The sequence below is a fragment of the Streptomyces sp. NRRL S-350 genome (genome assembly GCF_000719705.1).
Classification (GTDB): domain Bacteria; phylum Actinomycetota; class Actinomycetes; order Streptomycetales; family Streptomycetaceae; genus Kitasatospora.
Window position 1 is genome coordinate 1 of the sequence record NZ_JOHO01000014.1, and the last position, 25,783, is coordinate 25,783.

At 70.9% G+C, this 25,783-nt stretch carries 14 protein-coding genes; 5 read left to right on the forward strand and 9 right to left on the reverse strand.

All coding sequences use genetic code 11. The annotated features are described in order from the left end of the window. Positions 1 to 1,180, reverse strand: a 1,180-nt coding sequence (locus IF30_RS0116045) for an arabinofuranosidase catalytic domain-containing protein (RefSeq protein WP_199807872.1), incomplete at its 3' end; no start/stop codon positions are given. Positions 1,181 to 1,658: 478 nt separating this feature from the next. On the opposite strand from IF30_RS0116045, the gene IF30_RS0116050 reads away from it, so the two are divergent. Continuing rightward, positions 1,659 to 4,379, forward strand: coding sequence for a beta-L-arabinofuranosidase domain-containing protein (locus IF30_RS0116050; RefSeq protein ID WP_037900157.1), 2,721 nt, complete (start codon positions 1,659 to 1,661; stop codon positions 4,377 to 4,379). 150 nt (positions 4,380 to 4,529) lie between these two features. Here IF30_RS0116050 and IF30_RS0116055 read toward each other — a convergent pair whose 3' ends face one another. Then, entirely contained in the window at positions 4,530 to 4,793 is a 264-nt protein-coding gene (locus IF30_RS0116055) for a hypothetical protein (RefSeq protein WP_030238055.1), read from the reverse strand. A gap of 116 nt (positions 4,794 to 4,909) precedes the next feature. After that, complete coding sequence (locus tag IF30_RS0116060; protein WP_030238058.1) at positions 4,910 to 5,725, reverse strand: phytanoyl-CoA dioxygenase family protein; 816 nt, start codon at positions 5,723 to 5,725, stop codon at positions 4,910 to 4,912. Positions 5,726 to 5,914: 189 nt separating this feature from the next. Here IF30_RS0116060 and IF30_RS0116065 point away from each other — a divergent pair, with 189 nt between their 5' ends. From IF30_RS0116065 to IF30_RS0116075, 3 genes are all read left to right on the forward strand, one after another. Further along, positions 5,915 to 6,703 carry an AraC family transcriptional regulator gene (locus tag IF30_RS0116065; protein ID WP_030238061.1) on the forward strand — a complete coding sequence of 263 codons (789 nt, stop codon included), beginning with the start codon at positions 5,915 to 5,917 and terminating at the stop codon, positions 6,701 to 6,703. 644 nt (positions 6,704 to 7,347) lie between these two features. Then, a complete protein-coding gene (locus IF30_RS0116070; protein WP_030238063.1) occupies positions 7,348 to 10,038 on the forward strand; it encodes an RICIN domain-containing protein in 2,691 nt (896 codons plus the stop codon). Between the two features lie 379 nt (positions 10,039 to 10,417). Beyond that, entirely contained in the window at positions 10,418 to 11,284 is an 867-nt protein-coding gene (locus tag IF30_RS0116075) for a FadR/GntR family transcriptional regulator (RefSeq protein ID WP_078891419.1), read from the forward strand. A gap of 190 nt (positions 11,285 to 11,474) precedes the next feature. Here IF30_RS0116075 and IF30_RS0116080 read toward each other — a convergent pair whose 3' ends face one another. Continuing rightward, positions 11,475 to 12,104, reverse strand: coding sequence for a GDSL-type esterase/lipase family protein (locus IF30_RS0116080; protein WP_030238070.1), 630 nt, complete (start codon positions 12,102 to 12,104; stop codon positions 11,475 to 11,477). 299 nt (positions 12,105 to 12,403) lie between these two features. Between IF30_RS0116080 and IF30_RS0116085 the strand changes: the two genes are divergently transcribed. Continuing rightward, positions 12,404 to 13,426, forward strand: a complete 1,023-nt coding sequence (locus tag IF30_RS0116085) for a DNA cytosine methyltransferase (protein ID WP_107054411.1) — start codon at positions 12,404 to 12,406, stop codon at positions 13,424 to 13,426. A 77-nt stretch (positions 13,427 to 13,503) separates the two neighbouring features. Here the strand turns inward: IF30_RS0116085 and drmB are convergent, their stop codons facing one another. From drmB to IF30_RS0116110, 5 genes are all read right to left on the reverse strand, one after another. After that, on the reverse strand, positions 13,504 to 15,369 hold the full coding sequence (gene drmB, locus IF30_RS0116090) for a DUF1998 domain-containing protein (RefSeq protein ID WP_030238076.1): 1,866 nt from the start codon (positions 15,367 to 15,369) through the stop codon (positions 13,504 to 13,506). Next, a complete protein-coding gene (locus tag IF30_RS0116095; RefSeq protein WP_030238078.1) occupies positions 15,366 to 18,638 on the reverse strand; it encodes a helicase-related protein in 3,273 nt (1,090 codons plus the stop codon). Before IF30_RS0116095 ends, drmB begins: the two co-directional genes overlap by 4 nt. Beyond that, entirely contained in the window at positions 18,635 to 20,551 is a 1,917-nt protein-coding gene (locus IF30_RS0116100) for a UvrD-helicase domain-containing protein (RefSeq protein WP_107054412.1), read from the reverse strand. Before IF30_RS0116100 ends, IF30_RS0116095 begins: the two co-directional genes overlap by 4 nt. Continuing rightward, positions 20,548 to 25,314 (reverse strand): DEAD/DEAH box helicase, encoded by a 4,767-nt coding sequence (locus IF30_RS0116105; RefSeq protein ID WP_030238083.1) that lies wholly within the window; start codon positions 25,312 to 25,314, stop codon positions 20,548 to 20,550. Before IF30_RS0116105 ends, IF30_RS0116100 begins: the two co-directional genes overlap by 4 nt. 62 nt (positions 25,315 to 25,376) lie before the next feature. After that, entirely contained in the window at positions 25,377 to 25,607 is a 231-nt protein-coding gene (locus tag IF30_RS0116110; RefSeq protein ID WP_030238085.1) for a hypothetical protein, read from the reverse strand. Between the last annotated feature and the right edge of the window lie 176 nt (positions 25,608 to 25,783).

The following is a 25,783-nucleotide window of genomic DNA, read 5'->3' on the forward strand; positions in this document are numbered from 1 at the left end:
CGGCCTTGGTGTCGGTGTCGTCGTGGCGGAGGTAGTCGGAGGTGCAGCAGGCGGTGGTGGCCTTCAGGGAGATCCGGGAGCCGGGTGTCAGCGAGCCGGCGCCGGTGGAGCCGGTGCTGTAGCCGGCCGCGGCGATGTTGGCCTGGACGGCGGCGTCGGTGGCGTCGGAGGGGTAGCCCTTGACCATGGCGCCCTCGTAGAAGGTGCCCTCGCTGGCGTTGTGGTTGGTCTGGCAGCAGTCGCCGCCGCTGCCGAGGATGACGGCGCCCTGCTTGTGCATCGGGTTCCATCCGGCGGGCAGTGAGCCGCTGTAGAGCTGGGTCAGGCTCCCGGTCCGGGCGTCGGCGCCCTTGAGCGCCATCTGGGTGGTGCCGTTGTTCTTGAGCATCGCGGTGACGAACCGGCTGGTCTGCGGCACCTGGTGGGGGTTCCACGTCTTGCTGCCGCCGGAGAACAGGCCGTTCTCCAGGTCCGCCTGCACCCACGGCCCGGATCCGCTGCAGCCGCCGAACCAGCATTCCGTGCCGAAGTTGATCGCGTCCATCGCGCCGTTGCCGTCGGCCTTGTGGTCGGTCTCCGTGTTGCCGTAGTCGAAGCAGCAGCCGTTGTTGACGTGGGTGCCGCTGGTCACCATGTACTCGCCTTCGGGTGAGCTGCCGGTCGGCACCCCCGAGGTGGAGCTGTACGCGAAGTAGCTGTTGCCGGGCTTGATGTAGAGCGCGTAGGCCTTCCGGCCGCCGACGGTCACCGCTTCGGTGGTCGCGGTGGCCGCCGTGTCGGCACCGCCGGTGCCGCCGGGCCCCTGGTAGACCAGGGTGCTGCCGCCGCCGGTCTGGTCGTAGACGCGGGTGATGGTGCACTCGGTGCCGGCGCAGAACGTGTCCTGGGCGGGGGCGTCGGCGTAGCCGCCGGTGCTCAGGACGCCGATGTCCTCGGTCGTGCCGTCGGAGGTGCGCCGCACCTGGTAGAGCGGGCCGTCGTAGGCGGCGAACAGGGCGCGGGTGGTGCTGTGCGCGGCGGCGCACGGCGTGCCGCCGGCGGCGTAGATGTCGCACGGCCCCTGGGTGGCGGCCTGGGAGGGGGTGGCGGTGCCGGTGAGCACGCCGACGGCGAGCACGGCGGCCGTCCCCGCGGCCGCCAGCGCCCGCCGGGCACGGCGCAGCCACGATCGTACGGTCATGGACGAACTCCTTCGCAGGGGTGGGAAGGAAGGTGTGGGGGAAGCAGGGGACCGGGGATTGTTAGCGTTAACAATTCCGCCCGGGAAGCGGCGGTTGCGCAAGGTTGGGTGAATGGGCACCTCGGGGCGCCGCGACGGCCATCACTGTGGCCACCCGTCGGGGAGTCCGTCAAGACATCGCGCAACCAACGCCGCCGATGCGCACGTTTTTCGCACCTCGGGCCGCCTGGGGATTCCGTCGCACCGTGGACGGGAAAGGGGGGCGCCGACCGCCGGGGCGGGCGCGGCGCCGCTGCCGGGCCCTGGACACGCCCGGTACGCCGGGGCTATAAACATCACACCCCTGTTAACGCCGGATGTCGTGAAGACGGCGAACCCCCGCCCCGAGCCCGCGAGTTGCCCTGCTCCGGGAACTTTTGTTAGCGCTAACAATCCCCGCGCACGGTGGTCCCCTCCCGAAAGGAACAGGTCAGCCATGCTGCCCCCACCCCTGAGCCGCCGCAATCTGCTCAAGGCGACCGGCGTGCTGGCCGTCGCGCCGGCCGTCGGTCTCGGCCTCGCCACGCCGGACGCACAGGCCGCCGCCGTCGGCACCACGACGCTGCCGTTCGAGCTCGGCCAGGTCCGGCTCACCGGCGGCCGGTGGCTCGACAACCAGAACCGCACCCTGGCGTACCTGCGCTTCGTCGACGTCGAGCGCCTGCTGTACAACTTCCGCGCCAACCACCGGCTCTCCACCAACTCCGCCACCGCGACGGGAGGTTGGGACGCCCCCGCGTTCCCCTTCCGGACCCACGTGCAGGGCCACTTCCTCAGCGCGTGGGCCCAGGCCTACGCCGGGCTGGGCGACACCGTCTGCCGCGACAAGGCCGACCGCATGGTGGCCGAACTGGCCAGGTGCCAGGCCAACAACGCCGCCGCGGGATTCACCCCCGGCTACCTCTCGGGCTTCCCCGAGACCGACTTCGCCCAGCTCGAAGCCGGCACGCTCAAGAACGGCAACGTCCCCTACTACTGCGTCCACAAGACGATGGCCGGCCTGCTCGACGTCTGGCGCCTCATGGGCAGCACCCAGGCCCGGGACGTCCTCCTGGCGCTGGCCGACTGGGTCGACGTCCGCACCGGCCGACTCGGGTACAGCCAGATGCAGTCACTGATGGGCGTCGAGTTCGGCGGCATGAACGAGGTCCTCGCCGACCTCCACCTGCAGACCGGAGACCCGCGCTGGCTCACCGTGGCCCAACGCTTCGACCACGCCGCCGTGTTCGACCCGCTGGCCGCCGGCCAGGACCAGCTGAACGGGCTGCACGCCAACACCCAGGTGCCCAAGTGGATCGGCGCCGTCCGCGAGTACCGGGCCACCGGCACCGCGCGCTACCACGACATCGCCTCCCGAGCGTGGACGTTCTGCACCACCTCGCACACCTACGCCATCGGCGGGAACAGCCAGGCCGAGCACTTCCGCGCCCCCGACGCCATCGCCGCGTACCTGACCAACGACAACTGCGAGCTCTGCAACTCGTACAACATGCTCAAACTCACCCGCGAACTGTGGCAGTTGGACCCAACCCAGGCCGCGTACTTCGACTTCTACGAACGCACCCTGCTCAACCACGTCGTCGGCGCGCAGAACCCCGCCGACCCCCACGGGCACGTCACCTACTTCACCCCCCTCAAGCCCGGCGGCCGCCGCGGCGTGGGCCCGGCCTGGGGCGGCGGCACCTGGAGCACCGACTACGACAGCTTCTGGTGCTGCCAGGGCACCGGGATGGAGTCCAACACCAAACTGGCGGACTCCGTCTACTTCCGCGAGGGCACCACCCTGGTCGTGAACCTGTTCCTGCCCACCGTCCTCAACTGGACCGAACGCGGCATCACGATCACCCAGTCCACCTCGTACCCCGCCGAGGACACCACGACGCTCCGCGTCACCGGCAGCGCCGACGGCACCTGGTCGATGCGCATCCGCATCCCGGCCTGGGCCGCCGGCGCCACCGTGAGCGTCAACGGCACGGCACAGAACATCGCCGCCACCCCCGGCACCTACGCCACCCTCACCCGCGCCTGGGTCTCCGGCGACACCGTGACCGTCAAACTCCCCATGCGCACCACCCTCCGAGCCGCCAACGACAACCCCGACGTCGCCGCGATCACCTACGGTCCGGTCGTCCTGTGCGGCAACTACGGCAGCACCGCCCTCTCCGCCCTCCCCGTCCTCGACCCGGCATCGATCACCCGGACCGGCACGACCGGCCTCGCGTTCACCGCGACCGCCGACGGCTCGCCCGTCGGCCTCGGGCCGTTCCACGAGGCGCAGGGCTTCAACTACACCGTCTACTGGAGCACCAAGAGCACCGCGACCGCCGGAAACGCCGGCTTCCGCCTGCTCAACGCGGCCAGCGGACTCGTCCTCGGCATCCGGAACATGTCCACGGCGGACGGAGGATCCGCCCTCCAGTGGTCCGACTCCGGCACCACCGACCACGACTGGGTGCCCGTCGTCGACGGCACCGCGCTGCGCCTGCGCAACGTCAACAGCGGCAAGGTCCTCGGCGTGCAGAACATGTCCACCGCCGACGACGCCCCGGTGCTCCAGTGGTCGGACAGCGGCACCGCCGACCACCGGTGGACCGTCGCCGAGGCGGCCGACGGCGCGTACGAACTGCGCAACGTCAACAGCGGCAAGCCACTCGGCATCGCCGGCGGCTCCCTCGCCCAAGGGGCCCTCGCCGTACAGGCCGCCGACACCGGCGCGCCGACCAGCCGGTGGCGGTTCGTCCCGACCGGCACCCGCCGCATCCAGAACGTGGCCAGCGGACTCGTCCTCGGCGTACTGAGCATGTCGACCGCCGACGGCGCCCCCGCGCTCCAGTGGACGGACAACGGCACCGCCGACCACCTGTGGACCGCGGTGGTCGACAGCGGAGGCTACCTGCGGCTGCGGAACTCCAACAGCGGCAAGGTCCTCGCCGTGGAGGGCGGCAGCACCGCCAACGGCGCCCGGATCGTCCAGTGGACCGACGACGGGGCCGCCGACCACGGGTGGCGCCTGCGACACGGCGGCGGCGACACCTTCCGCATCCAGTCCGCCGCGAGCGGCCGCGTCCTCGGAGTCACCGGCGCCTCCACGACCGCCGGAGCCCAGGTCGTCCTGTGGGACGACAACGGCACGGCCGACCACCTCTGGCGCTTCCTCTGACAGGCCGACCCCCTCCGGGCCACGTCTTCAGGAGACGCGGCCCGGAACGGGGGAGCGGCGGGGACCGGCGATGACGGCCCTGTCGGCTGTCGGCTGTGGGGTGCCGGCTCTCAGGTGCCGGGCGCCGGGTGCCGGCCTTCGACCGTCGGCTCAGTGCGCGAACCGCTCGAAGAAGAACTCGTGCTTGAGGAAGGAGACGTCGTACTCGCCGCCCGGAGGAGGAGGGAGCAACTGCGACGCCTGGATCAGCCGCCAGCCGTCGCAGAGCGCGGCCACCCCTGACGGATACGGCGGCTCGTCGCCGTCACCGGCCGTCGGGGAGGTGCGACCGGTGCCGTCGTACAGGGACCAGCCGAGGACGCGGGAGTCGAGCGCGGAGTTGTCGAGGTAGAGCACCAGCACCTGCTGCCGCAAGGCGCCGGCGTCCGGGCCCGAGCCGGTGGCCGGGGCCGGGCCGGTGGCCGGGGCCGGGCCGGTGCCCGGGTCCACGTCCGGGCCCGGGGCGGGAGTGGGGAGCACGCGTCGCGCGGTCATGCCGTCGCCTCCTGCGGTCGGTTCGAGACCCTCGTCACCCAGTGGTCGAGGTCGAAGCTGTCGTCGCCGGTCAGCGCCCGCCAGAACAGCACGCGGTTGTACAACTCAAGGCGGCCCGTCGCCGACTCGTACCAGGGGAAGGACCGGCCGAGTTCCGCGAGCACGGCCGGGTCGTCCAGGTCCGAGGTGTCCCACAGCAGTCGCTGACGCACCGTGGGATTGAAACGGATCTTGAACATGTACCGGACGGTGTCGCTGTCGTTGCGCCGGCCTCCGTGCCAGAGCCCGTGGTGCACGAACACCACCGTGCCCGCCGGACAGACCAGCCGGTCCTGGCCGAGCAGGTTCTGGTAGCGCCCGGTGTCGGACTCGTTGGTCCGGCGCAGGTGGCTGCCCGGGACGCTGAGGGTGCCGCCCATCTCCAGGGTCACCGCCCGCGGGTAGTACATCAGTTGTACGTCGAAGGCGTCCTGTCGGACGTCGATGATGGCGTCCCCGTGCAGCGGCTGGGCCTCGCTTCCGTGCGGTTCGCGGACGTGCACGGCATGGTGGTCCACGGTCGGCTCCGGGCCCACCAGGCTGTGCAGGGCCCCCTCCACCTGCGGAATCCTCAGCAGCCTGCCGACGAACGAGTCGGCTTCGTAGGCTCGTGACAGCGGCGTCCCGTACGGCACGGGCGGCACACCGGCCGAGAGCACCGCCATCGCCTCCTCGTTCATCCCGGCCGGGACGACCGCGTCCAGGCGCACGGAGCCGCTCGCCACGAAGCGCGCCATCCGGACCGAATCCAGCAGGGTTTTCCGGTTCTCCATGACCGCCACGCTAGGCGCGGCCACCGCCCGCCGCGTGGGCCCGGCTCACCCTCTGCTGGTCCATTTCCACCATGTCCGCCACCGCCCCGGGTCGACTGCGGCCCTCCTCCCGGGGTGCGGCCCTCGGTCCGGGGTGGGGCCCTCCGACCGGGGTGGGGCCCCGCGCCGGCGGTGGTAGAAGGTATCCCCATGGAGACGATCCTCGCCCGGCTGGAGGAGCCGCCCGTCCTCGCCGCCGTCGGCCTCGGCGTGCACGGCCCGGCGGGCCGGGTGGACGACTTCCTGCTGCCCGACCTGTGGCAGCTGCACCTCTACCGCTACGAGGCCGACCTGGAAGTGGCCGGCGCCGATCACACGATCCGCCCCGGCCGGATCAGCCTCGTGCCGCCCGGTACGCCGGTGCGCTACCGGTACCGGGGGCGCTCCGAGCACATCTACGTGCACCTGCGCCTCGGGACGACCGGAGCGCCCCGCAGCATCCCGGTGCTCCAGGACACCGGCGCCGAACTGCCGCTGCTGGAGCAGCACTTCCGGCAGGCCCTGGCCGCCTGGCCGGACGCTCCGGCGCGGGCCACGGCCGAAGTGTGGGCCGCCCTCTGGCGAATCGCCCACCTCACTCCGCCGGGCGCGCGAAGCCCCCGGGGGCGTCATCCGGCGGTCACGGCCGCCGTCGCCCTGATCGAGGCCCGCCTGGCCGAGCCCCTGACGGTGCCGGACATCGCCAAGGCCTCGGGCGTCTCGCACAACCACCTCACCCGCTTGTTCCGGGCCACCGTCGGCGAGACGGTCGTCGGCTACCTCCGCGCTCGGCGGATGGAGCGGGCTCGCCACTTCCTCCAGGCCACCACCCTGTCGATCCCCGCCATCGCCGCCTCCGTCGGCATCCCTGACCTGCAGGCGTTCAACAAGGCCTGTCGTCGCGAACTCGGCGCCTCTCCCCGCAGCATCCGCAGCGCGGGGGCGAGCCCCTTCGCGTGACGTCGCTCCGTGCGACGGCGCTACCAGCTAAGGCGCTCCGTGCGACGGCGCTACCAGCAAGGCGATACCAGCGACGTAGCTCCAGCAGCGGCGCCACCACCGACGGCGCTCCTGGTACCTCCTGTTCGTCGAGGCCTGCGATGCCGACGAGCAACGCTACTTCCGCTCCTTCACCGCCACCGACCAGTCCCACCGGCTCCCGGACCTCCGGAGGGCCCCGGCCCCTGCGCCGGCAGCGAGTTCGGCGAGGCGGTCGAGCCGTCTCCGCTTCGGGCGGGAGCGGCTCCTCTGTCGTCTGGTCAGGTGGGACCTGCGGGCGGGGTAACTGGTCCCGATGATGCGAGGACTGGTGGAGCGCAGTTGGCGCCCTGATTCGACAAAATGAGTACTACTCATTTTGGATTTTGCTTCCCGGTCGGCTCAGGCCGTGAGGTCGCCTGCGGTCGGCTGTCGCGAGTGTGACCATTCTGACCTGCCGCTTCCTGCCTGCTCCGGTGGCGTATGCGGCGTCAGCGTTAGCGCGGCTGTCTGCCGTTCGCATTTCTGCGGCAGAAAATAGGGATGTCTATCATCTTGACATCCCTGCCGTAGCACCTTGATAAATACAATTCATAAGCAGCAGGGATGAAGGAGGGACACCGCAGATGAGAGCCCTACGCATCGGCGCGGGGGCGGTCAAGGCGCTCGCGACGGCAACCGTCGTCTTAGCGGCCGCGCTGCCCGCTCAATCCGCCTACGCGGCCACGACGAACTTCTACGTCGACCCGGTCAACGGCAACGACGGCAACCCGGGGACCAGTGCCACCGCAGCCTTCAGGACCATCCAGGCCGCCCAGTCCGCGGTCCGAGCCGTCAACGCGGCCATGTCCGACGACATCGTCGTGAACCTGCGCGGAGGCACCTACCCCCTCACCGCGCCGATCACCTTCGGTACCGGCGACTCGGGAATGAACGGCCACACGGTCGTCTACCAAGCGTACCGCGGCGAGACGCCCGTGATCAGCGGCGGCAAGTCGATCACCGGTTGGACCGCGGCCGCCAACGGCGAGTACAAGGCGCCGGTGGGCACCCTCGACTTCCGGCAGCTGTACGTCAACGGCGGCCGCGCCACCCGGGCCCGCTACCCCGATGTCGGCTCGGACTTCCAGCTGCAGGGCAGCGACAAGACCAACAAGCTGCTGAAGGTGCTCAGTTCGCAGGTCTCGGACTGGGGCCACCTCAACCGGGTCGAGATGGCGCTGGAGACCCAGTGGGGCGAGAGCTACCTGCGGCTGAAGTCGATCAGCCCCGGCAACGGCACCGCCGACGTGTCGATCCAGGACCGCGAGGCGGGCATCCTGTTCCAGCGCCCCTTCCCCGTGCTCGCCAACGGCTCCCCCCTGCACTTCGAGAACGCCCACGAGTTCCTCGACGAACCCGGTGAGTTCTACGTCGACACGGCCGCGCAGACCGTCTACTACAAGCCCCGCCCCGGCGAGGACATGGCCACGGCCGACGTGCAGGCGCCGACGGTCCAGACGCTCTTCGACGTCAAGGGCGCCAACCTCGACAGCCCCGCCCACGACCTGCGGTTCTCCGGCATCACCTTCACCCGGACCACCTGGATGGAGGCGAGCAACAACGGCTACCTCAACGGCCAGGGCGGCAACTACAACCTCTCGGCCGACAGCTCCAACAACCAGTACGTCGGCCGCCCGCCGGCCGCGGTCCAGGCCGCGGACGCCGACCGCGTCTCCTTCACCGACAACGCCTTCACCCAACTGGGCTCCACCGCCCTCGACCTGCACCACGGCGTCCACGACAGCAGCGCGACCGGCAACTACGTCCACGACATCTCCGGCAACGGCATCACGGTCGGCAAGTTCTCCGACCCGACCGTGGAGTACCACACCGTCTACAACCCGCCCACCTCACCGGCCGGGGAGGACGCCAGGGAGGTCGTCAAGAACGTCACCGTCAAGGACAACCTGATCACCCGGATCGGTGAGGACTACCTGGGGACCACGGGCATCAACGCGGGCTTCGTCAACAGCACCACCATCGACCACAACGACATCTCCGACACTCCGTGGGCCGGCATCTCGCTCGGCTGGGGCTGGCAGTCGGCGGCCAACGCCGAAGGCAACAACAGCATCAGCTACAACCGGATCGGCAACGCGATGAACCGGCTCTGCGACTCCGCCGGCATCTACCACCTCTCCAACGACCCGGGCACGGTCGTCAACGGCAACTACATCCACGACCTGGTGCGAGGGCCGGCCGCCTGCGGCTCGCCGGTGCACGGCATCTACCTGGACGAGGGGTCGAACAACATGACCCTGTCGAACAACGTGCTGGCGCACACCGACGGATTCATCAACCAGAACCGCAACGGCTCCAACATCACCCTCACCAACAACACGACGTCCGGCGACTCGGTGATCAGGGCCTCCGGCCTCGAGCCCGCCTACCAGGGGCTGGCCGCGAAGGCCAACCTCGCGTACAACAAGCCGGCATCCTCCTCCTCGGTCTTCGGCACCGGATGGGAGGCCTCGAAGGCCGTCGACAACAACGGCGCGACCGGCTGGTCGCCGACCGGCAGCGACACCTCGGCCTGGTGGCAGGTCGACCTGGGCCAGGCCCACCAGCTGGGCCAGTTCTCGCTGACGACCCGCCAGGACCTGGACCAGTCGTCGACACGCGGCAACTTCGAGGTCCGGGCCTCCAACGACCCGAACTTCGGCAGCTACACCGTCCTGGGACGCCAGACGAGCACACTGCCGCTCGCCTCGACGCTCACGGGCAGGATCGACGTCCGCCAGGAGTTCCGCTACGTGCGCGTCGCCAAGACCGACGGCGCGTACTTCTTCATCACGGACTTCAGCGTGCAGCCGGCCGGCGGGGCGCTGGCCGGCTCGACCGGAGCCCCGAACACCAACGCGTCGACGTACTACACGATCAGGAACGTCAACAGCGGTCAGCTGATGGACGTCAGCGGAGGGTCCACCGCCGACGGCGGGAGCGTCATCCAGTGGCCGGCCACGGGCGGCGCCAACCAGCAGTGGAACATCGTTCCGGTCAGCGGGCAGCTCTACCGGATCGTCAACCGGAACAGCGGCAAGGTCCTCGACATCAACGCCTCCAGCCACTGGCGGGGAACCACGCTGCAGCAGTACTCCTACGGCGGCGGCAACAACCAGCTGTGGTACTTCGAACCGACCGGCGGTGGGTACGTCATCCGCAACTTCGAGAGCAGGCAGATCCTGGAGGTGGGCAACGCATCGACGGCGAACGGAGCCGCCGTCGAGCAGTGGATGCCCCTGAACCAGTCCAACCAGGCCTGGACGATCCAGTAGCCAGGCCCGTACCGGGGCAGTAGGCAGTAGGCAGTAGGCGGTGAGGCCGGGGGGCAGAGGCTTTCCGGCCTCACCGTTTCCGGCCTCGCCGCCTCGCCCGATCGCGGCAGTCCCGCAACGGGACTGCCGCGGAGAAATCAGGCGCCCTATCGGGCGCTCCGTCAGGTCCTCGCCCCGGCGTCGTCGGGACGGGCTGCGCGCATAATGGCCGGACAGGCGGCATGAATGCTCGGCAAGCCCCTGTGAGCCAGCCGGATCGCCGACTGCATGGCATGAATTTCGCTTCTGGATGAGTACTACTCATTACCGCTTGCGATACGATGAGCGGGGTTCCGCAGCGATCAGCCGCCCCAGTTGCGTCAGCCAGGAGGCAGGACAGATGAACGACACGCCCGCGGCCCAGGCGGCCTTGCCGACGCAGGCACCTTCCGTTGCGACGGCATCGGCGGCGGCATCGGCATCGGCGACGGCGACCGCAGCAGCGCCGGAAGCCGTACCGGAAGCGGCCGCAGTGGTGCACGGTGCGGACGCGCGGCGCGACTACCGGCCCGGGTACGAAATCGTCGCGGAGCGGATCCTGGAGTTCATCGCCGAGTCCCGCCTGGTGGCGGGTGACCGGCTGCCCACCGAGAACGATCTGGCCCAGAGGCTGGACACCAGCCGGGCGGTGGTGCGGGAGGCCGTGAAGATCCTCTCGGCCCTCGGCCGGGTCCGGGCGCACAAGGGGCGCGGACTGTTCGTCGCCGACGACGAGGGCATGCTCATCACCAGCCGCTGGGGCGGCTTCTTCCGCCCCGTCGACCTCGACCACGTGCTCATGCTGTTCGAGTTCCGCCGGGTGCAGGAGATGGCCGCGAGCAGGCTGGCCGCCACCCGTGCCACGCCCGCCGAACTGCGGACCATCGAGGTCGCCGTGCAGCAGTGCCGGCACGGGTTCGTCCACGGTCAGGTCGACGTGTTCAACCAGGCGGACGAGGACTTCCACGCGGCCGTGGCCACCGCCTCGCACAACACCTTCCTGGTCAGCGCCGTCCGGGACGCACGACGGCTGCAGCGGCAGTCCAGCGCGATCGGGATCCACGACACGCTCGGTGACGGCACCAGGTCCGCGGTCGAGGAACACGAGGCGATCTACCAGGCCATCCGCGACGGCCGGCCCGAAGAGGCGGCCGAGGCCACGGCCAGGCACCTCGACCGGACCCTCGACGATTACCGGCGGCAGATCCAGCGACGCCTGTTCGGATAGCGGCCAGGCTGCTTCACCGGGGCCATGACGCGGAGTCGGCACGGATTCCCGCACGCGCGGCGCCGTTCCGATCCGCGCCCCCGCGGCGGCACCTCCCCCCCGAGTGCCTGCCGATCCCAGGGCGCAAAGGATCCCAGGGCGCAAGGGATCGCCGGGCTCAGGGATCGCCGGGGGCGGGGGATCGCCGGGGTCAGGTGCCGAGGACGAGTGCGCACCAGGCGTCGGCGAGGACGCGGTGGCCGAACGGGGTCGGATGCACACCGTCGAAGGCCACCAGCTCGGGCCGACCGGCACTGCGGGCGGCCTGGTTGAGCAGTCCGTCGGCGGCGAGGAGCTGGGCATCGAACTCGGCCGCGAGCCGCCGGACGACGCCGATCCGCGGGTCGAGGTCCTCCCGCCAGGCCCACTGCTGGGCGGCCACGGGCACCAGGAACGGTTCGATCAGCACGAGCCGGGTTTCCCCCCGCGAGACGGCGGCGAGCAGCAGGCTTCGGTAGTCCTCCTCCCAGGCCCCTGGGGAGGCGGACTGCCCGGCATCGTCGCGACGCAGGGTGTCGTTCACCCCGACCATGATCGAGAGCAGGTCGGGGCCGTGGGCGAGGGTGTCCTCCTCCCACCGGGCCCGCAGATCGGCGACGCGGTCGCCGGCGACGCCGCGGTTCAGCACGGTCACCCCGGGGTGGGCGGCGAGCAGACGGCGAGCGGCGAGCGCGGCGTACCCGTCGCCCAGATCGGCGGGTACGTGGCGCCGGCGTCCGGCGTCCGTGATGCTGTCGCCCTGGAACAGGACGGTGGCGTCGAGCGGCAGAGTCAGAGGCACGAGTGGTTCCTTCGGCATGTCGGGAAAAGCGGTGCGCACCGGAGCGGGCCGGTGCGGCCCGCCGTCGGCATCCGCATCCTTCCCGCTCCGGCGAAAAGGAAGGGGGGTCTCCCGGCCGGCCGCCAGCGAGCCCGCGAGGGAGCCGGGTGCGGTTCCGCTCCTTCACGGCCGGACCGCCTGCGCCCTTGCCGTTCGGGACCGTTGCCGTGCGCATCCGGACCATCGACTCCTCCCGGCGGAGATGCGATCATCGATGGCTCAGAGGCTCGGCCTTCGCCGCGTTCTCCCGACAAGCACAAATGGTGATCATGGAAGAGTTCCGCCACGAACGCCTGAGCTGCCTCGCCGTGTGCGCCGGCGCGGGCGGCCTCGCACTCGGCCTCGAACAGGCCGGGTTCGATCCCGTGTTGCTCCTGGACAACCGCCCCGTGGCCTGCGAGACGCTTCGGCTGAACCGCCCGGACTGGAACGTCCTGGAGAGCGATCTGCTCGACTTCGTACCGGAGGAGCACCGCGAGTGCTACGACGTGGACCTCCTCGCGGCCGGTCTGCCCCGGGTGAAGGCGAGCGCCGCGGTGAGACGCGAGGACAGTGACGAGGAACTCCGATTGCTCGAAGCGACCGTCATGCTGGTGCACGGTGTGCAGCCACGTGCGCTGCTCATCGAGAACGTCTCCGAACTGGCTTCCAAACCCGCGTACGAACCCATCCGGGCGGTGGTCGAAGCCGAACTCGAACACCTCGGGTACGAGTACGCCTGGTTCGTCGTCAACGCGATGTGGCACGGTGTGCCCCAAGACCGCAAGCAGGGGATCCTGGTGGCGCTGAAGGGGGATTCCATGCGCGACTTCGTGCCCCCGCCGCGTGACACCGATCCGCCACCGACGGTCGGTGAGGCATTGGGCGCCTCGATGGCCGCCCGCGGGTGGCCGCATGCCGCCGCTTGGGCCGCCCAGGCCGATCAGGTCGCTCCCACCCTGGTCGGGGGCTCCTGGAACCGCGGTGGGCCGGATCTCGGTCCGACCGGGTCGAAGCGTTCCTGGGCCCGCATGAGGGTCAACGGCGGCACCGTCGCCACCGATGTGCCGGGGCCCGACGATCGTTGGGATCCGTCACCGGACGGAGCGGACCTGGTGAAGCTGACAGTCGAGCAGGCGGCACGCCTGCAGGGTTTCCCCGACGACTGGTCCTTCGCCGGCGGAAAGACGGTGCGGTACCGGCAGGTGGGCCACGCGTCGCCGCCGCCGGTGGCGCGGGCCTTCGGGCTGGCGATCCGGGCGGCGTTGGGTCGGCGCGGGCCCGCACCACGGGATCGGCAGTGACCCGGGCCGCGCGGACACCGTGACGTCGGGGCGGGACGACATCGTGTGCCGTTCCGCCCCGGGTCACCGCCCGGTGCTCAGCGGGCGAGCAGGTGCGAGAAGAAGCCGATCGACGGTTCCTCCGGAGTGCCGACCAGGAGGGCCCGGTCGAGCAGACCGTTGTTGTGCTCGCAACTGGTCTCCGGGAGCATCACGCACGCGTGGCACGCGGCCAGGTTGGTGCCGCCCGCGCCGGAGACCTCGCTCTCCACGCAGAGCGGATCGGCGGAGCACCACTCGGCCCGGTGGACGGCCGAGCGCACGGCCCGGTCGAGGCGGTCGATCTCGCCCTGGGCGACCAGGCCGCCGAGGCTTCCGGCGGAGTCGCTGGTGGCCGTGTAGATCAACACACCGGCCATCTCGTCGCCCGAGTAGATCCGTTCGCGCAGCGATGCGGCCGGGTACCCGGAGTCCAGGCTCCACTCGTTGATCATCACGTGCGCGAAGGTGTGCAACAGGGCCATGCGCGGGGTGGCGGGGGAAACCGGAACCCGTGTCGGGTCCGAGGCCCGTTCGGCGAGGACCCGCTGGTGGCGGTGCCGGATGCGCGCCACGCGGTCGGCGACGGCGGGCAGTTCGGCCCAGGCGTCGACCTTCTCCTCGTCGAACCGGAGGAACACCCCCTCACCGTGGACCTCCATGGCGGGCAGCCAGTCGGTGGGCTCGAGCGACAGCTGCGCCTCGTGCCCCTCGGAGGAGGTCTCGGGATCGATGACGCGGGTGAAGGCCTTGAGGGCGCGGACCTCCCGGAGCTTCTTCACCAGCATCGGGGTGACCAGGCCCAGACCGGTCAGCGACTTCCCGTCGCCGATCGGCGGCTCGCAGACGAACTGCTCGGTGTGGTGACCGGATTCCTCCGGATTGCCGGCGCACAGGCGCTGGTACTCCAGGTCGCGCAGGGCCCGGTAGCGCTTCTCCTGGTCCCGGTCCGGGGTGTCCTCCCCGGCGGGGTCCTCGGCCTCCATCGCGGCAACCAGGTCCAACGCCTCCTGGGCACTCACCGGGGAGGGGATCCCGTCGAAGACGTGCTTCAGGTGGATCTCCATCTCGCCGAGGTCGGTACAGCCGCGGAGCTTGTCCCAGTGCTTGTCCAGCGCGTTCACCCGGGTGTCGCTCCACGGCGGGATGGACAGAGCCGAGCGGAGCACAGGCTGCCAGACGGAGGAGGAACCGCGCTGGAGGGTACGGGGCGTCAGGGAGCAGGGGATCCTGGGCGCGTCCTTCAACCACGGCCGCTCGCCCCGGCAGCCGATGTGCAGGTCCTTGAGGGCGCCGGCCCGGAAGGAGCCCTCCATGGACACCTCGGGCACTCCGCAGGAACAGGAGAGCACCACCGAGCGGAGCGACGAGGTGCGACCCGACGACCGCAGGCTCATCCGGCCGTCGCAGGCGGCGGCCGCGCCCTCCCCGCGACGCCGCCGGTGCAGCCAGTCCCGGTACGGGAAGTCGGAGATGTGTCCGTCCTCGCAGGCGACCACGAAGCGGGAGGGCACCAGGGGCTCGGCGCACTCGCCGCACTCGTTGCGTCCCGGCGGAGGGTTGAACTTCGCCACGTGGTCCAACGCGTGGCACTCGGGGCAGTGGTGCCAGAGCGGGAAGCGGCGCACCCGGATGCCGTCCCGGCTGTCGTCACCGGATGCGGGCGGGAGACGGAAGTGCCGCACGCCCAGTACCCGCGCGAGGCGGGGCTCGCGGATGACCGGGGCCTCGTCACGGGGCCACTGCTCGGCCGCGGCGTCGATGCCCGACACGATGAAGGACTCCTGGTCCACGGCGACCAGGGACCCGACGCCGTACGTGGTGATGGCCTGGGCCCGACGGACCGCACCACGGCGGGGCAGATTGCGGGCCGGCGCGGCGGAACCGGCGGCACCGCGCCGGCGACGGGACGGGGGCGGGGTCATCGGGATGCCTCCATGAACAGGGCGGACTCGGCGTCGACGTCGCGGAGGGACCACAGGGTCTCCCACGCCTCGACGTCCTCCAGGGCGTCGTTGTAGGGCTTGAGCAGCGAGGGGACGGAGCGCCCCCGCTTCGGTTCGTAGTACAGACCGCCGTGCGCTTCGGCCTCGTCGTACCACCAGTCGACGAACTCGTCGAAGGCCGCCGCGACGTGGGCGACCTCCTTGGCGGCGGTCCCCTCCGGGGAGACACGACCGACCCGATCGAGGATCAGCGGGCGGATTCGGTCCCGCAGTTCGTCCCGGTAGAGGTGGATCCTCCCGGCGTCCTCGTCCTTGCGGGCGGCGGGGATCAGGGTCCGGGCGAGGGCGACGATCACGGCGTGGAGACCGCGGTCACGGGCGCGCGCCGAGAACGGTGTCACCGAGGTGGACTCGACCTCGCGGTAGAGCGCGGAGTGGAAGTGCTGGAAGTTCTCGTAGTGCGAACGGTCCCGGGAGCGGCCCGCGTTGAGCATCACCGCGACCAGACCTGGATGGGCGCGGCCCACCCGGCTGGTGGCCTGGATGTACTCGGCGGTGGTCTGCGGTTGGCCCATCACGGCCATCAGGCCGAGCCGGTCCACGTCCACACCGACGGCGATCATGTTCGTGGCCAGGAGCACGTCCACCACGTCCGCGGTGTCACCGTCCCCCAGCCGACGCTCGATCTGCTTCAGACGGGTCGGGATGTCGCTGGCATCGACCCGACTGGTCAGCTCGGAGTGGTTGCCGACGGACCGCGGCTCGCAGGTGTCGCGTTCGGCGAGATGCTCCAGGTAGGCCACGACGTCGTCGTGGACCTGCAGTTCGGCGGCGGACAACAGACGCAGGCTGTTGAAGTAGCCGACCAGCGTCCAGTACGCGTCGCGCACGTCCGGGCCGGCGTCGGTACGCATCGCCTGGTGCAGCAACGTGGCGTAGGTGCGGATCAGCAGGGTGGACTGGCTGGTGCCCGGGGCGAGCAGGCCGACGTAGCGTCGGGATGCCTTCTCGCCCGCGGGCGTCTCCACGGCGAACCAGGAATCGCGGGCGTCCAGGCCTGCGGGCGGGAACTGCCGCACCTCGCGGGAGAACAGGGCCCTGCCCTGTTCGGCGGCCCGGCGGATGGTCGCGGTGGAGGCGATCACCTTGGGGTGGTCGGCGAGCACGTCGACGGCCGTCTCGTACAGGCCGGTCAGGGTGCCCAACGGTCCCGAGATCAGGTGCAGTTCGTCCTGCACGATCAGCTCAGGCGGAGGGGTGGAGTCCTGGCGGTCCCGGTTGAAGAGGGCGGCGGTCCTCTCACGCCACGGCATCGAGGCGAACTTGTCGACGGTGGCGATCACCAGGGTGGGCCGGGCCGCGTACACGGCTTGGTCGACCAAGTGCACCGGCAGCCCGTCGGAGAACGGACAGTCCCTGCCGGGGCAGCGCACATCCATCCGATCGGCTTCCTCGTCCACCCGGTAGTGGTGGGCGTCGAGGGCGGTCCCGCACCACGGGCAGGCGTGCAACTGGACGGGATTCTCCTTCTGGAGCACCCGGCCGGTGCGGGCGGCGAGGAGCTGCCGGGAGGCCACGTCCAGGGTGTTCGGCGTGGCGGAACGTCCCACCCACATGCCGATGGAGATCTCCTCGTGTCCCAGTTCCTCGGGGTTCTCCAGACGCAGCCGCTCCATGGCGCAGATCAGGATCGCGGCACGCTCGAACTGCTGGAGGGTCAGGAGTCGCAGCGTGTAGCGCATCAGGACGGTGACGCCGCCGCCCGCTGCCCCGAGCCGCATCCGGCGCAGGAAAGTGGTGAGCGCGATGAGGCCCAGGTACGCCTCGGTCTTGCCGCCACCCGTAGGGAACCACAGCAGGTCGGACACGCCGCGGTCGGCGTGCCCGGGGTCGTCCACCCCGGCCAGGCACAGCAGCACGAAGGCGATCTGGAAGGGACGCCAGCGCGCGGACGTCGGGTCCGGGTCGCCGATCCGGCCGCCCTTGACCCAGGCGCTCCGCGCCCGCTGGGTGGCCATCGCTCGGTTTGCGAGGCGGAAGGCGCGCATCAGGTCGGGCTTGTCGCGCAAGAGCGCGATGCCCTCCCTGATCCGCTGCAGGGCTTCGCCGCACGCGCGGACCTGGTCCGCCGCGGCCGATTCGTACGAGGTGCCGATGAGCGCGGCGGCCTCGTCCCGCTTCCGTTCGATCCACCGCTCGTAGCCGGTGGCCAGCCCCTCCAGGGCGGCGACCACCTCCGCGTCGTCCGCCTCGGCGAGACCGAGCATGGTGAGGGCGCTCGCGTCGATCGCCGGGTTCGAGTCGGTGAGCAGCACCTCGTGGGTGGGCACGAACTCGGTGCGCACCTCGCCCACGCCCGCGCGCACCACGTCGGTGAGGCCGATCGGGGGCGGTGCCCAGTCCCACACGGCGGCGCAGCCGTGGCCGGTGGCGAAAGTGGGGGCGTGCCGGTGCAGCAGCCGGCTGCTCTCCGACTCGGCGTCCACGGCGGACAGGGCCGTCGGACGCTCCACGAAGGCGCTCGACCCGTTGGCGGCACGGACCGTCAGCCCGGCCTGGAAGAGCGCGAAGGCGTCCTGGAGCTCTCGCTCGCCCACCTTCTGGATGTTCACCAGGGTGACCGTGACGGTGACCGTGCCCGTCTCCGCTGCCGGGCGGCGTACGTGAACCTCCAACCGGGCCGTGCGGTCGATCAGGTCGCGCGAGGCGCCGCGACCCGGGCAGCCGACGTCGATCGTGGTGTCCGGGAGGTCGAGTTCCACCCGGCGCCAGCGTTCCCGCTGGTCGGAGGTGGTGCGGGCCTCGCTGCGGCGGGCCGAGACCCTGCGCCCTTCTGCGTCCTCCGGCTCGTACACGGCGGCGCGGGCCGAGACCACGATCTCCCGGCACGCGGCGAGGTCGACCGCGAAGGTCAGCCCGACAGCGGACGGACGTCGGTCGCCGGAGTGGGGGCGGTCCGCGGTCGGGGCTGACTCGTCGAGGCCGTCCGCCCTGGTCAAGGGTTCCTCGTCGAAGCCGTCCTGCTCTGCGACGTCCTCCCGGCATCGGAGGCCGGCCTCGGCGTCCGCCGGACGGGGGTAGAGCACGCCGACGGAGTAGCGGTTGATCGGAGCGTCCTGGTCCAGGACCTCGGCGCGGTCCTCGGCGGAGGCGTCGAGGTCCGGGCCCAGCAGCTCCCGGCGGAGCCGGGCCACCAGGTCCTCGCGGACCTCGTAGTGCCGGGCGTGCCGTCCTGCGTGGATGGTCATTCCTGCTCCTCCTCGGTACCGGCTGCGCGCCGGAACCGTCCGATTCCGCTGATGCGCGGGGCGATCCACACCCCTTGGTCGCCCAGGCCCGCGTTGGCCCCGGCCGCCGGGCTGCCCGCGACCGACTCCAGGCAGTCGATCCGTAGGCCGGCGATCTCCTCGGGCCAGTGGACCTCCCAGGTCGCGCCGACCTTCAGGACGCCGTGCAACTGGCTCCTGAAGGCTTCGGAGGCGTCGCCGATCTCCCGCCCTTCGTGGAGCAGGGCGTACCGGGGGCTCTGCTCGGGGCCCATCGGGAGGGAGTCCCGGAGGCGGAACGTCACTGTGTCCCCCGGCCGCACCCGTTCCAGCAGGTACGCCTGGGCGCCGGGTGCGTCGACCGGGGCGACGGCCGGTTCCAGGGTGTCCACGTCACCGGCCCGTACCTCGATGCCGTCGCGCCGCCACCTGTGGCGCGGGTTGGGGACTCCCCGGTACCACCGGCCGGTCGGCTTGTGCCTGAGTACCGTCACCGTGTCGGGGCCCGGGATCCGGTACAGGTCCTCCCGTGCCCGGGTCATGGCCACGTAGAGGGCGCGGGTCTCGGCGGGCACGTCGAGGTGGTCGGTGTGACGACGCAATTCGGCCAGGGACTGCGGATTGAGCAGTATCACCCGGTCGAACTCCAGGCCCTTGGAGCGGTGCACCGTGGACACGACGAGCCGGGCCGGTTCCGGATCGGCCAGTTCGTCGGGGAAGCGGCGCTCCGCCACCAGCCGCCGCAGCCGTGCGACGTCGAGCGTGCCCCGGCCGGTGCCGCGTGCCGCCACCCGCAGGGACCGCCAGACCCGGTCGAGGTCGGTGGCGGGGGGAAGCGGGATCGTGGCGAGCAGTTCGCGCAGCCGCTCCTCGGTGAGCGTGGCGGCTCGGGTCCGGCGCAGCACTTCGGCGACCCAGTACGGCACCGGCCGGTCCCGAAGCGAGCGTCGCAGGGCGTGCGGGACGCCCTGGGTGTGCAGAAGCTCCGAGACGACCAGGGCCTGCCGGTTGTCGCGGGTGAGGATCGCGCAGGTGCCGGGGAAGGAGCGCAGTGAGTCCACCGTGAACGCGTCGGTGAGCGACCCGAGGTCGGGGAGATCGAGCAGCAGCTCGCGCAGGTCCCCGTAGAGCCGTCCGGCGGCCGCGTCCGCGCCTTCGGGGGCACTGCCGATGCCTTGCACGGCGGGTCCGAGCGGGAGGGCGGTGCGCGCCTCGGGGGTGACGGCGCGGAAGTTCCGGGTCAGTCGCAGTTCCACCAGGTCGTCGGCGTAGGAGATCCGTACCCAGCGGAGGAAGAGGTCGGCGCGATCGGCGTACTCCTCGGGGTCCTCGATCTGGAAGTCGTAGACGGCTTGGGCGGGGTCACCGACCAGAGTGAACCCGCAGGAGTCCTGGAGCCGGTCCAGCAGTGACTCCACCATCTCCCGGCGCGCCCCCACCAGGTCCTGCACCTCGTCGACGATCACGTGCGTGGGCGGGCCGGACTCCAGGGACTCCAGCGCGCCCTTCTCGATCGCCCGGGTGGCCGCCCGGATGCGCTCGTCAAAGGAGAACGCCGACCACTCGCCGTCCGGGTACGCCTGGAGCAGGAGGGAGTACGCCCAGGAGTCGAAGGTCTGCACCCGCACGCGCCGCGCGTGCTCGCCGTGCCGGACGATCCGGTCTCGCAGCTCGCGGACCGCGGCCCGGGAGAAGCTGAGGACCAGCAGCTCGGAGGCTTCCAGGGCCTCGTCCGGGTCGAGGTTGCCGACGAGTGCGTCCATGCGGCGCACCAGGGTGTGCGTCTTTCCGGTCCCGGCCCCGGCGGTGACCAACAGCCGGGTGTCCCAGGGCTGGTCCACGACGGCCTGTTGTTCGGCCGTGAGGACGGGTCCGTCCTCGGGGCAGACGGTCACGAGGTGCTCCACAGGTGCTCGAACCGGGTGAAGGCGAGGGCCGTGTCGAAGTTCCGGATGTTGTCCCGGACGTTGAGGATGAGGCAGGTGTCCTTGCCTCCGTTGCGGGGGCCGCGCAGGCCGCGCCCGATCATCTGCTGGTACACGTTCGGGCTGTAGACGGGGCGGGCGACCACCACCGCCCGGGTGGCCGGGGCGTCGAAGCCCTGGGTGAGCACACCGTAGTTGGTGATCACCCGTACGCGGCCGTCGCGGAAATCCCGGATCCGGGCCCGGCGGTCGCTGTCGGAAGTGGTGGCGTCCACCGACGACGCGGAGATCCGGCGGTCCATCAGCATGGCCGCCAGGAATTTGGCGTGTTCCACGGAGGTGGCGAACACCAACACCGGCCAGTCGTCGGGCATGGCCGCGATCTCCTCGACGATGCGGCGGCTGCGGTCGTGGTCCTCGGCGAGCCGTTGCTCGGCCGCTTTGGACAGCAGGCTGAACTGTTCGGTGCTCTCCCGCTCCTGGCGGGAGAGCTCGATGGTGCCGCCGGTCAGCTCCCTGTGCTCGACCCGCGCCAGCACACCCAGGTCCTGGAGGTGTCCGTAGGCGTCGTCGGAGGGGAAGACGCCCTCGTCCAGCCGGCGGGCACCGAACCTGTTGACCAGCCGACGGGTCTCCTCCTCGTTGTGACCGCGGAACGGGGTGGCGGTGAGGCCGAGCAGGTGACGGTCGGTGCGGTGCTGGCTCAGCCCGAGCAGACCCAGGATCTCGGTGTAGCTCGGACCGGTCGCCACGTGTGCCTCGTCCACCACCACCAGCGCGGCTTCCCGCAGCCAGGCGTACCGGTCGGTGTCCAGGCACACCCGCAGCTTGGCGTCGGTGGCCACGACGAGCTGCGGTCCGTCGGTGACCGGGGCCGCCTCGTTCGAGGTCCAGAGCCGGTTGATCGTCAGCCGCTCCTGCGCGCCCGCCTTGCTCCAGACGAACTGCCAGCTCTGCACGGCCTGTTCGCACAGCTCCTCGGTCTGGGCGATCCACAGGATCGGCCCCGTGAGCGAACCGGTCTGCTTGACCCAGCGGATGACGGCTTCGGCGGTGACCCGCGTCTTGCCGGCGCCGGTGGGCAGGGACAACATGGCCCGCTGCGGGGCGATCCGGTCCAGCATCTCGAAGATGTTGAGCGCGAGCCGCTCCTGGTAGTCGTGCAACCGTGGAAAGTCCCGGGGGCCTTCCACCGTCAGGCTCTGTTCGAGGGCCGGGGCCCGGTAGCCGGCGAAGGGCGCCGGGAGTCCGAGGTCGGAGACGAAGGAGACCGCCGCCGAACCGCCGGTGTAGGACGACGGGGCGTTCGGGAAGCGCTCGAGGATGTCGCGAACGTGCGTCTTGAGCACGGTGTCGCCGTGGGCGTTGAAGGCCATCTGGGCGATCCGACGCCCCGTGGGCTCCTGCCCGTCCAGCTCCTGACGTTCGGCTTCCATCAACCCTGCCGGGAGCCGGTCGCGCAGTGCCTCCGCACCGATCAGCAGTTCCAGCTTGGCCGTCACGTCCGTGGCGTCGCGGATCGCCTTGAACGCGGACCGGACCTTCTCGTCCTGCTCCTGGCGGTCCTGGGCGTCCAGGACCGCGCGGCAGCCGGCTTCTCCTATCCGCAGACCCAGTTCACGGTCCACGGCCCGGAGCGTGCCGAGTCGGTCCAGCGAGTCCACGACCTTGATCACGTTGCCCTGGCGGGCGCTCTCCAGGGACTTCGGCTTCGGGCCGTGGGGAGTGCGGACGACCTCCTCCAGAGTGGAGCACCGCAGCAGGGAGTACGTGCCGACGGAACTGCCCATCCTCTGCCGCAGCGTCGGGAATTCCTCGACCAGCGGAACCGGCTCCACGTTCGACTCGTGCCGGGTCTCCCGGGTGATGACGTCGTCGTGGCGCAGCATGCCCCACCGCTCGACCATGAGATCCGCGGACTCCCGGTCCGGCATCAACAGCGCGGGTACCCGTTCGGCCTGCAGCGAGCGGTACTCCTGCGGGTCCGAGGCGACGGCGATCTCGCCGTCCTCCCTTGTGTCCCAGGCCGTACCGACCCGGCAGCGGGTCAGCGAGCCCTCGGGGAAGTCGATCTCCAGGCGGGTCAGCAGCGCGTAGGTGGAGCCGACGAACGCGTCGTCCTCGCTCTCCTGCAACTTCTCCAGGAGCTGTTCCCACTGCTTCGGGCGGACCTTCTCGACGCTGTCCGCAAGCCCCAGCTTGCGGGCCTTCTCGGCACTGATCGAGGCCACCGGAAGCACGTCACGGTACGCGTCGAGCTGCGGCCCGACGGCCTCCTTGAGGGACTTGAGCCCCTGCGACGTCCCGACCCGCCCGTGCCGGGTGAGCATCCAGCGGATGGGGGAGAGCACCGACCGGCGGCTGTTGGCCTGAGCCCCGATCTGAAGCGTCCAGTTCGCGATCAGCGCTTCCTCGGGCAGTGCCCGGAGGAAGGCCGCGCGGGCCTCCTCGGAGAGCCGGGGCAGCAGGTGCAGCGGACCACCGACGGGAGAGCCCTCGACCCTCGTCCGGGCGAGGGCAGGCCGGCCGGCCCGGTCGTCGAGCGTGCGACAGTACGCCGCGTGCACCGCTTCGCGGTACTCGCCGAACCATGGCTCGGTTTCCGGCTTGTGACGGGGAGTCGGCCGCTCCGGCAGGCCCAACTCGCGGAAGAAGGCCGCGTCGTCGGAGTGGAAACGCATGTCCACCGCGATCTCCGGGTCGCTCTCGGCGGTGACGACGACACCGGGCACCATGCAGTCGCGCATGACGTGGAAGCGGCTGTCCGCCGTCCGTACCATCAGTGTGTCCAGCGGCGCGTCCACTCGCTTGGTCACCTCGTGGCCCACCACGGAGGCCCCCGCCCGGTGGAACAACTCCCAGAACCGGGTCCACTCCTGCGGGCCGTACGATCCGAACCCCTGGTCGAGGACGCTCACGAAGCGCCCTCGGACGTCGGCTTCCTGGATGCCGAGGGCGGTGAGGGCGGAGGAGAGCGAGGGGTCGTCGGACAGCGCTCGGTCGACGTAGACGAGGGACTCCCGCAGGCCGTCCTCTTCGGTGCGCCGGTACACCACACTGCCCAGTGGGGCGACCAGCCCGTGCTCCTCGGTGAGCACGATCCGGGCCTTGCGGGCCTCGGTGGCGCAGGAGGCGTCGGCACCGATCATGTCGGCGACGATCCGGACGGCGGCCGCCGAAGCCTCCGCCGTGCCGTCGGAGACGAGGGCCTCCAGCCATTCGACGACCGAGGCCCGCTGCCGGCCGGCAGCGCCGAGGATGTGCTGGACCTTGCCGGAACGCAGGTCGGTGGCCTCGACCGAGGGGTGCGCCCAGTTGCGGGGACGGCCGGGGTAGGAGTGCCAGGCCCGCAGCCAGCGGTTGATCCCGGCGCCGTCCTTCCCGAGGTCCGGGTGGATGTTCAGGTCGGCTGGCGCGCGCAGGACGCCGTCCTGGTCCGGCAGTGACGGACGCACCGTCGAGGCGGCCCAGATCTGCTCGGTGAGCAGGCGGTCGGCCCAACTGATCGTCTCCACGCCCTTGGAGCGACCGGGCAGCAGCGGAAGGTACGCGCCGGGGTCCTCCGCCGGCGCGAGCTCGGGCAGCGAATCGACCACCAGCCGGGCCGCGACCTGGATCATCTCGACGTTGAACGGCGAGGAGTCCAGGAGGTTCTGACGGTCCTCGTTGGTCTTCCAGGCCCCGTTCAGGATGCCGCTGAGGGTCATCTCGTACTTGGTCGGGAAGAAGGACCAGAACCGGCCCCGCCCCCGGGCGTCGGCGGCGCTGAGCAGACCGGTCCGTTCGTCCGGGCGGTAGGCGGGCACCGCCCAGGCCACGTCGATGGACAACCGGTCGTGCAGTTCGCCGGCGTCGCGCCGCGCGACGTCGGTCGGCTCGTGGGTGCAGGTGAAGACCCGCCAGTCGGAGGTGGCCGGCGGCTTGCCGACCCGCTCCTCCTGGATGGTGTGCAGGCTTCCGGCCCGCTCGGAGCGGAGGGCCCTGCGCGCGATCGGACGGGACCGGCGGTCCTCGAGGATCACCGGTCCCACGTGCGGGGAGAACAGGTGGAAGCCCGAGGGGAACTCCTCGCGGGTGTCGTGACCGGCCACGCCCTGGTGTCCGTGCATGTCCTTGCCCAGCCGCTCGGCGGCGCCGGGCAGCAGCCGGAGGCGGACCACGGTGGTGGACCACTCCAGCAGTTCGTCCAGCACCTGGTCCCGGAGGCGCTCGGCCGCCATGTCGAGTTCCCGGGCCATGCGCAGCACAGGTGCCTCGAAGTCCTCACCGAGCCGTTCACGTACGCCGGGCACGTTCCGGATCAGCTCGTACGACCAGGCCCGGTCGAAGCCGAAGCTGCCGTGGCGGCTGAAGAACTCGGGTGCGTCGGTCACCACCAGGACCGACTTCACCCCCACGCCGAAGCGGCCGATCTGGCCGCCTCGCTTGTGGGACATGCTCATGCGCAGGATGGTCTCTGCGCCCTCCGGCGTCACCGGGTCGCCCTGGTTGGCGCAATACAGGTGGGTGCCCGTGAGGACGACGTGGATCCGGCCGCCCGGTTCGTCGCGCAGTTCGTCGGCCGCGTTCTGGACGAGCTCGAAGAGCTGGCGGTCGCCGTACCCGCCCTGGGTGATGCGGCGTTCGCCGTTGGCGTGTTCGGGGATCAGGCCCGGGTCGACACCGTAGGTCTCCAGGACCCGGCGGGACTGCTCGACGACGGTGCGGATCACAGGCAACTGCGGATCGGCCACGGATGGTTCCACTTCGGATGCGGGAGCGTGCGGGTGGGCGGCGGTACGGGGCGGAGGTGCCGTCAGCGGGCCTGCCGCACAGTCAATGTGACGGTGCAGTGGGTAGCCGCAGTGACGCGGCGACAGCGGCCGGGGTTGCGGCGCGGGCGGCGGGCCTGGGCGTCCGCGTTGCGAATGGCGTTCCGGTAGGAGGTGACCATGCCGTGGTCGATGTCGCCCACCAGGTGGAGATAGGTCTCCAGGGCCTGCGGATCGTCGACGAGCCGGTCGTACGCGGTGACGATGGAACGCATGCGGTGGAGCGGGGAATTCTGCGGGGACACCGAGGTACCTGCGCTTTCGCTTTCGTGGAGACGTGCACGAGAGAATGGTGCGAGGTGGTGCAGTGATGCAGAGGGGAGTGGGCCGCGTGAGAACACACGGAATCCACGAGGACTCCGGAGGCGGCCGAAAAGAATTCCCCCCCGGG